This window comes from Shewanella sp. K8 (genome assembly GCF_028823715.1).
GTDB lineage: Bacteria > Pseudomonadota > Gammaproteobacteria > Enterobacterales > Shewanellaceae > Shewanella > Shewanella algae.
This window is the reverse complement of sequence record NZ_JAPEHY010000068.1, coordinates 1-5,744: the sequence shown is the minus strand read 5'-3', so window position 1 is coordinate 5,744 and position 5,744 is coordinate 1. Positions and strand designations below refer to the sequence as shown.

The 5,744-nt window shown below is 55.8% G+C and carries 4 protein-coding genes; 2 read left to right on the top strand and 2 right to left on the bottom strand.

All coding sequences use genetic code 11. The features are described from left to right. Positions 1-110 precede the first annotated feature (110 nt). Positions 111-809, bottom strand: a complete 699-nt coding sequence (gene deoD, locus ON072_RS20740) for a purine-nucleoside phosphorylase (protein ID WP_025011745.1) — start codon at positions 807-809, stop codon at positions 111-113. A gap of 334 nt (positions 810-1,143) precedes the next feature. On the opposite strand from deoD, the gene ON072_RS20735 reads away from it, so the two are divergent. Then, the gene (locus ON072_RS20735; protein WP_208147723.1) at positions 1,144-2,250 is read left to right on the top strand and encodes a GGDEF domain-containing protein; all 1,107 of its coding nucleotides are present in this window, start codon (positions 1,144-1,146) and stop codon (positions 2,248-2,250) included. 7 nt (positions 2,251-2,257) lie between these two features. Here ON072_RS20735 and ON072_RS20730 read toward each other — a convergent pair whose 3' ends face one another. After that, on the bottom strand, positions 2,258-3,442 hold the full coding sequence (locus ON072_RS20730) for a winged helix-turn-helix domain-containing protein (protein WP_261753303.1): 1,185 nt from the start codon (positions 3,440-3,442) through the stop codon (positions 2,258-2,260). A 225-nt stretch (positions 3,443-3,667) separates the two neighbouring features. On the opposite strand from ON072_RS20730, the gene ON072_RS20725 reads away from it, so the two are divergent. Next, a complete protein-coding gene (locus ON072_RS20725; protein ID WP_115389753.1) occupies positions 3,668-5,227 on the top strand; it encodes a POT-type proton-dependent oligopeptide transporter in 1,560 nt (519 codons plus the stop codon). Positions 5,228-5,744: the final 517 nt, after the last annotated feature.

Below are 5,744 nucleotides of genomic sequence, written 5' to 3'. Positions count from 1 at the left end.
TGCTGTGTTGTGCTTCTTGCAAAGGACTAGGGCCATTTGCTGCGAACCACGCCTTACATCCAGGCCCGTAAGCCGACGCAGAGCACACATGGGACTTGTTTGCACCTTCCTTAGGCCACGGCCAGCGCCAGCGAGATCATCTGGTTAAATGACAGCTGGCGCTCTTCGGCACTGGTTTCTTCACCTGTGAGGCAGTGATCCGATACGGTCAGAATCGCCAAGGCCTCGATGCCGAACTGCTGCGCCAGGCCGTAGAGGCCGGCCACTTCCATATCTATCCCCAGAATGCCGAAGCGCTCCAGCGCCGGGATCAGATCTTCATCCGGGTCGTAGTAGAGATCGCCGCTGAACACATTGCCCACTCTGACACTCAGCCCCTGGGCCTTGGCCTGTTCCCAGGCCTTGAGCAGCAGCGGGAAGCTGGCCGAAGTCGGCATATGATAACCTGCGCTGCGCTTGGCGTTGGTGACTGAATCTGTCCCTGCCGCCTGAGCCAGGATCACATCACGCATCTGCACCTGACGCTGGGTCGCCCCCAAGCTGCCCACCCGAATGATGCGCTCAACCCCGAAGTCGTTGATCAGCTCATGACCATAGAGCACCATGGAGGGTATCCCCATGCCGTGGCCCATTACGGAAACCGGCTTACCCTGCCAGCTGCCGGTATAACCCAGCATATTGCGCACCGAAGTCACCTCGCGGGCATCCTCGAGAAAGTGCTCGGCAATGTATTTGGCCCGCAAAGGATCGCCGGGCATGATAACTGTCTTGGCAAAATCGCCTTTGGCGGCGTTGATATGTGCTGTCATAAGCTGTTCCTCGGATAAAAACTGACCCGAGTCTACCGGCGGTGCCAAAAAAGCCTTGAGGACAAAAGTCCGCTTGCGGGGATTTGTTTACCAAAATGCCACATTCCTCTCACTCACTACACATTAGCGCCAATTTGTTTCAAAGCGAGACGCGTGATCTCGGTTCCAGTTGTTTGCTTAACCTGCTCCGCCTCAAAAAGACAACGATGTCATTTGCTGAAAATCTTTGAAAATCGCACCATTAACAACAGATGTAACAGGCACAGCGCCACATATTTTTTGGGTTCTGTGTATCTCAGGGCCCATTCAGGGCCTCTTCATTTGGACCCGCATCATGATTATCCACGCTCCGGCTGTTAGCCGACTGTTTGCCACCCGACTGCAAGATACCGATCCCATGTGGCAGATCTCCCAGGAATGCCAGGCAGGCCAGTTGCTCTCCTGCTTACTGGCCACTGCGGCTACTTCGCTGTTTTTCATGTTGCTTTACCTGTGGCTGTTCAAGAGTGATGCCGCTGTCGTCATCAATCTGTTGGGGCTGGCGGCCCATGTGGCGATTGTGGCCGATCTCTGGTTTTACGGTAATTTGCGCCGCAGCCAGTGGCTGACAGTGCTGGTTCCCACCTGCATTGCCCTGGCGATGAGCCTACTGCTCGGCACTCAACATCAAATCACCCTCTATCTGCTGCTATCGCCCATATTGGCATTTCTACTATTGGGTCGCAGCCGAGGATTGCTGTTAAGCCTGGGATTGGCCTCTTGTATCTGGCTGATGCTGACGCTGAACCAAAATCTGTGGCAAGGGGCCGATAGCTTGGCGGGTCTTGGTGTAGTGAACTTCTTTGCTGCCTATACCATGGCCGTTGGTATAGGTTATACCGGCGAGCGGATCCGTCACCGCAGCTTCAAGCGGCTGGAAAAACTGGCCAATACCGACCCGCTCACCGGAGCCATGAACCGTCGCCGCTTCTTCGAAAACTGGCGCCGCGCCAAGGCCGAAGCCAATAGAGGATTGAGCGAATTTGCCTTTTTGCTGCTCGATATTGACTACTTCAAGGCCACCAATGACAGCTACGGCCACGACTGTGGTGATGCCGTACTGCAACAACTGGTGCAGCTGCTGGAAGACAGGCTCAGGCCCTATGATCTGCTTGGCCGCTTGGGCGGCGAGGAGTTTGGTTTGCTGCTGCGGGGAGTTTCGGCCGCCGATGCCGAGCGTAAGGCCGAGGAGATACGTGCCAAAGTTGCCGAGCACAACTTCGGTAACGAACAGGTGCCCCATCTACCCATCACGGTCAGCATAGGCATAGTCCATATGCCAAGGCGCCACGGCAGGAGTATCGAAAGCCTTTATAAACAGGCCGATATGCAGCTTTACCACGCAAAACGTGCCGGCCGGAACCGGGTGGTGCTGGCCGAAAAGTTTTTCGAGCCGGCTTAAGCCCAATTCACAGCCATTGCTGGCGACGCCAGAGCTGCTTCAGCCCCTTGTGATTGCTGCGCACCAACTTCCAACGTTCACAGGCATTGAAACGGGTATAGTCGGCAATGGCCCTGACGAGTTCGGCCAGTAACACATCATCCAAAGGCCGATTGGCATACTCAGGCTCCAACACCAGGTTTTGCAACAGCAGGCATTGGCGCGGCCGGTCGGCCTTGACATCGACCCGGCCGATAAACTGCTGGCGCCAGAGGATGGCCAGGCTGTAGTAGCCGTAGATTCGCTTTTCCTGCGGCAGGTACACTTCCAGTTGATAGTCAAAGCCAAACCATTGCTTTAAGCGGTTACGTTGAATAACCAGGTTATCGAAGGGATTAAGCAGCCAGACCCGCTCCGGGATCATGGGCGCCGCACTCAGCTCTGCCGGGCAGAAATACTGCTGACCATCGACCTTGAACCGCTGCAGCTCGCCGGCCTCCAGCCCCTGGGCCAACACCCGCTTGATAACCGGCCGCATGCCTTTACGCAGATAGGCAAACTGGGCCTCTGAGCCAAAACCGTTGGCATTGAGAAAGCGGTTCACCAGATACCGGCCAAACTCATCATCGTCAGGCAGCCGGGTATCTATGCCCGGCGGCAGCACCCGCTCGGCCAAATCATAAACCTTTTGAAACCGCTCGCGCCGCACCACCATTAACTCGCCGCGCATAAACAGCTGTTCCAGCGCCTTCTTGGCCGGTTTCCAGTCCCACCAACTGCCACGCTGATCACTTGGGTGTTCAAAATCACTCGCCTTGAGCGGCCCCTCGGCGCGCACTCTGGCAAGCACTTCCCGCATCAAGGGCTCATCCGGTTCAAACCAGTGTTTATCCCCCTGACTCAGTTGCCGTTTGCGTTGCAGGCTGTACCTGTAGTCACTCATGGGCAGATAGGCCGCGGCGTGAGCCCAGTACTCGAACACCTCTTTATCGGCAATAGCCTGTTGCAGCTGCTCGGGGTGATAACCGGGCAACCGATTGTGCAGCACATGGTGATGGGCACGCTCGACCACATTAATGGAATCTATCTGCACATAGCCCAGCTGACGGATCACGGCCGCCGCCGAGTTCGCCGGTTGCAACAAGCCCTGGCGCTGCAGGTTGAGCCTGAGCCATTCATCGATGGTCAATGGTCCATACAAGGGTGTATCCATGGTGCCCGGCTCCCGATAGCCTTGGTTTAGCGTGACGCTATGATGACAGCTCAATGCCGCTGCCAATACGAGTAATCAGTTTGCCCTTTTCATGGCTTTCGACGCAAATTTGCACTTCAGTTCACAAAAAAAACGGTTTTGTTCATGGCCGGAGTTGAATGGAAAACCGGATTATGCGCATATAGCTGCAACCTTTATTAGAATCGACAATAACCAAGGTACATTATGAGCTCACCTTCCTCTGCACGCTGGCCGCGGCAGATCCCCTTTATCATTGCCAGTGAAGCCTGCGAGCGCTTCAGTTTTTACGGCATGCGCAATATTCTGACTCCCTTCCTGATGACGGCTCTGCTGCTGTCTGTGCCGGAAGAACTGCGTCAGGGCGAAGCCAAAGATGTGTTCCACTCCTTTGTGATCGGGGTGTATTTCTTCCCTCTCCTGGGGGGCTGGCTGGCCGACCGTTTCTTCGGTAAATACCACACCATTTTGTGGCTCAGCATAGTCTATGTGATTGGCCATGCCTTCCTGGCGATTTTCGAAACCAGCAAAACCGGCTTCTACTCGGGCCTGTTTCTGATAGCCCTGGGATCGGGCGGCATCAAGCCGCTGGTATCCTCTTTCATGGGCGATCAGTTCGATCAGAGCAATAAGTCGTTGGCGCAAAAAGCCTTCGACATGTTCTATTTCACCATCAACTTCGGCTCCTTCTTCGCCTCGCTGTCGATGCCGCTGCTGCTGAAATTCTTTGGCCCTTCAGTGGCCTTCGGTATCCCGGGGGTATTGATGTTTATCGCCACGGTATTTTTCTGGGGCGGCCGTAAACGTTATGTCCACCAGCAACCCGAGCCCAAAGATCCACACGGCTTCCTGCCAGTGCTCAAGAGCGCCATCTTCACTCCGGTGCCCGGCAAGGCCAATACAGGTTTGCTGCTGAGTGTCATAGGCATACTGCTGGCGCTGTTTTCCCTCACCCAATACAACAGCCTGGGAGTGGTGACCGCCTTGTGTCTGGCAATGGTGCTCTTGATGGGCTTTGTCGGCATAGGCGCCTCCATGCAACTGGAGCGGGCCCGCAATCAACACCCGCTCGAGGCAGTGGACGGTGTGCGCGCCGTGTTCCGCATCTTAATCCTGTTTGCTCTGGTCACCCCCTTCTGGTCGCTGTTCGATCAAAAGGCTTCCACCTGGATTTTACAGGCCAACGACATGGTCAAGCCGGACTGGTTTGAGCCGGCCATGATGCAAGCGCTTAACCCACTGCTGGTTATGCTACTGATCCCCTTCAACAACTTTGTGCTCTACCCCATGCTGGAGCGCAGCGGCGTGCGCCTCAATGCCCTGCGTAAAATGGGCGCAGGTATCGCCTTCTCCGGCCTTTCCTGGATAGTGATAGGCAGCATTCAGCTGATGATGGACGGCGGCACCCCCATGTCCATCACCTGGCAAGTACTGCCTTATGCGCTGCTGACTTTCGGTGAAGTACTGGTTTCTGCCACCGGATTGGAGTTTGCCTACAGCCAGGCTCCCAAGTCGATGAAAGGCAGCATCATGAGCTTCTGGACCCTCTCGGTCACTGTGGGTAACCTCTGGGTGCTATTGGCTAACGCCAGCGTCAAGAGCGATGCCGTGACCAATCAGATTGCCGAAACCGGCCTGAGTGTCACCGCCTTCCAGATGTTCTTCTTCGCCGGCTTCGCGCTACTGGCCGCCTTGGTGTTTGCGCTCTACGCCCGCTCTTACACCATGCAGGATCATTATCGGGCAGTGGAACCGCAACAGGCTTAAGGCGTTTGCCGCCAACCTGAGCGGCAAAACCTCCTTGATTTAAAGTCCCCAAAGACCCAACGTGAGTTGGGTCTTTTTCATTGCTGATGAAAAAACCGGCGGAAACCAAGTTATTCCCTCCCCCGATAGCGGCGCCGCCAAGAACAACTTTTTACACAGACAATCCTGTGCCTGGGAAATAGGCGTACATCTGCAGCTAAATACGACACCGTTGGAGGAAGAATTGCACCGACTTCCCCTCGGTGTCGCCGAAAGCCGTTGGCGCAAATAACGTGGCTGAGGGCGAATGCTCGCCGGTGGCGAGTGTGCTTATGAGCGCGAGCCAAGGAAGGCGAGCTGGCCTTTATCCATGGAAGGATTTGGATGCCGAAGCAGCGACAGTCGAATCAGGGATGAGCGTCTGAAGCGGCAGTGATTTTCGCCATTAGGCCGAGGGGCTTTCGACACCGTGCGGGGCGGCAGGGGAGATCCAAGAGGGGATTGCTGTTGATCCCCGCTTGGTCGGGTGTGGGGCGAA

What these genes read in the sequence shown, in the direction of transcription:
- deoD (WP_025011745.1), bottom strand. Translation starts at nt 809, where the DNA reads ATGACAGCACATATCAACGCCGCCAAAGGCGATTTTGCCAAGACAGTT.
- ON072_RS20735 (WP_208147723.1), top strand. Translation starts at nt 1,144, where the DNA reads ATGATTATCCACGCTCCGGCTGTTAGCCGACTGTTTGCCACCCGACTG.
- ON072_RS20730 (WP_261753303.1), bottom strand. Translation starts at nt 3,442, where the DNA reads ATGGATACACCCTTGTATGGACCATTGACCATCGATGAATGGCTCAGG.
- ON072_RS20725 (WP_115389753.1), top strand. Translation starts at nt 3,668, where the DNA reads ATGAGCTCACCTTCCTCTGCACGCTGGCCGCGGCAGATCCCCTTTATC.